The 2,307-nt window shown below is 65.3% G+C and carries 2 protein-coding genes and 1 pseudogene; all 3 read right to left on the minus strand.

All coding sequences use genetic code 11. The features are described 5' to 3' along the window. A pseudogene (locus G6017_RS15665) lies at positions 1 to 374 on the minus strand (Asd/ArgC dimerization domain-containing protein); the annotation flags it as partial. A 54-nt stretch (positions 375 to 428) separates the two neighbouring features. Further along, positions 429 to 959, minus strand: a complete 531-nt coding sequence (locus tag G6017_RS15670) for a PIN domain-containing protein (RefSeq protein WP_182618193.1) — start codon at positions 957 to 959, stop codon at positions 429 to 431. Between the two features lie 10 nt (positions 960 to 969). Beyond that, complete coding sequence (locus tag G6017_RS15675; protein ID WP_182611043.1) at positions 970 to 2,064, minus strand: helix-turn-helix domain-containing protein; 1,095 nt, start codon at positions 2,062 to 2,064, stop codon at positions 970 to 972. Between the last annotated feature and the right edge of the window lie 243 nt (positions 2,065 to 2,307).

Below are 2,307 nucleotides of genomic sequence, written 5' to 3' on the forward strand. Positions count from 1 at the left end.
TCCGCGATCTGGATCGTGTTGAGCGCCGCGCCCTTGCGCAGGTTGTCGCCCGCCACCATGAGGTTCAGGCCCCTGTTGCCCTCGATCGACTGGTCCTGGCGGATGCGGCCCACCAGCGACTCGTCGATGCCCGCGGCGTCCAGCGGGGTCGGCACGTCCACGACCTTCACGCCGGCCGCCGAGGACAGCAGCTCGCGCGCCTGCTCCGGGGTGATGTCCCGCTCGAACTCGGCGTTGATGCTCAGCGTGTGACCGGTGAACACGGGCACGCGCACGCAGGTGCCGGCGACGCGCAGCTCCGGCAGCCCGAGGATCTTGCGCGACTCGTTGCGCAGCTTCTGCTCCTCGTCGGTCTCCTCGGACCCGTCGTCGATACTCCGTCTTCGCCCACTCAGACCCGCCACAACCCTCTCCCGCTTCCACGTTAGTTATCGGTCCATGTACCCCTCTCGGTACGCCCACGCGACGAGACTCGCCCCGGATTTCACCGGCAACCACATCCCCGTCGCAAGCAGGTCATCTACGACCCGCTCTGCATCGCCACGGTCGATATCGTCGAGGACGTGAAGTGCCTCGGTGGCGATCCACATCGAGTCCCGGGCCTCGACCATGCGCTCGACCGCCTGGCTGAGCGCCTCACGTTCGTCGATAATCGCGGTGCAGCTGTGCGCTTGCGCATATGCGATCACCGCGGCCTCACCGGCGTGCTCAGCAGCTGTCTCGGCTCCCATGTCGGACTGGATCGCCAGCTGCACTGCTCCCTCGTCGGAATCGAGGACGACGAGTTCGGTCCACTCACACTCCGCGATTGCCGGAATCCCGGAGTAGCGCTCGCGCGCCAACTCAACCTCGGCGTTCACCGCGTCCGGTATCAATATCACTCGCCCGCTGGGCGAGAGCCTTCGCAGTATCTCGCCGTGGCCTGCACGATGCCAGTGGGTGAACACACTCGTGTCCATGACCCATCGTTCAGGCATCTCCGTCGATCACCTCGAAGGGTGACTCGTCTCGTGGACGCAGCTCTGCGTCGCTGATTGATCCGCGCAGCATCTGCAGCGCTCGCTTACGTGTGAGTTTGGCATCTTCGTACCCGCGCACCACAGCGGCTGCAAATTGCGGGGACAGCCGCGGAGCGACGAGGTCGTCAGCGGGTAGCGGGACACCCACCGCCACAAAGTCCCCAGCAAATGGGACTTCCCGCGCGAGCGCCACACGCTCGCGCTCTTCGATCAGACCCACGTTCTTGAGCTGGTTGACCGTAGCCGTCCACGAGACCCGGTACTTGCCGGCGATGCGGATGGCGCGGCGGCGTGGGCTCTCCGTCGGGTAGTCACTCCACAACTTCGCCGCTCCCTCGCGGGGGATCAGGAAGTGAATAGCAACCGACTTGACCATCGTCTCGGAATCGGAGCTGTGTGCGTCATAGGCGTCGCCTACCAGCCAGTGCGCTAGTTCATGGGCGACCGTGACTCGCTTGCGCCCCTGCGGCTGCTCAGAATTGATCACCGCAGCGGCCACCGCCGTGTCGCTGTCCCCGTCGACGGTCACGCAGGCACCATCCGCCGACTCACCGTAGTTACCCACGAACACGTACATCCCGAGCCGCTCGCAGACCGAGAGAATATCGGGGATGGGCTCGTTGTCCAGCCCGGCCCGTCTGCGCGCCTCGTGGGCAACCCGCTCCGCGTCCTCATGACGGTCGGGCACCGCCGATTCGGGTCGGCGCACAGTCGAGATCAGTTCTTTGTGCATCAGCGATCGCATGTCGTCAGCTAGCAACTCGATTGCCTCGTCCATGCGCTCTGTGACTTCCGGGTCGAATCCGGCGTCGGTGCGGCGGCTGATCACCGCAGGCACTTCGTCCATCACGAACCACTGCAATGGCTTGTCGAGCGTCGCGGCGATGGCGAACATTTCCGTCGCCGAGACGCGTCGGGTTCCCGATTCCACCTTGCTGACCGAAGTGTGATCGAGCTGGCCCAACACTTCCGCAAGCTGCCGCTGCGACATGCCGGCAGCTACTCGCGCCTCCGCGATACGCCTACCGAGTGCCTTCGCGTCCATGCTTGCGATTCTGGCACATCAAGCAGCTGGCGTGTAGCGGCCACTCAGTGTGGAGTTCCGCGGCTCTCCCGCTCGCGACCGGCGCCGCCGCCCGATCAGCGTTACCGGGCGACGGCTCTCGTCAAGGGCTGCTGCGGAGCTCGTCATCGTCGTCCTACCGAACGGCTCCCCCCTCGGCTGACTACGTGACCAGCACCGGCGTTACTTGACCAGCAGCTCCGCGATCTGGATCGTGTTGAGCGC

The sequence above is a fragment of the Dietzia sp. B44 genome (assembly GCF_014145245.1).
GTDB lineage: Bacteria > Actinomycetota > Actinomycetes > Mycobacteriales > Mycobacteriaceae > Dietzia > Dietzia natronolimnaea.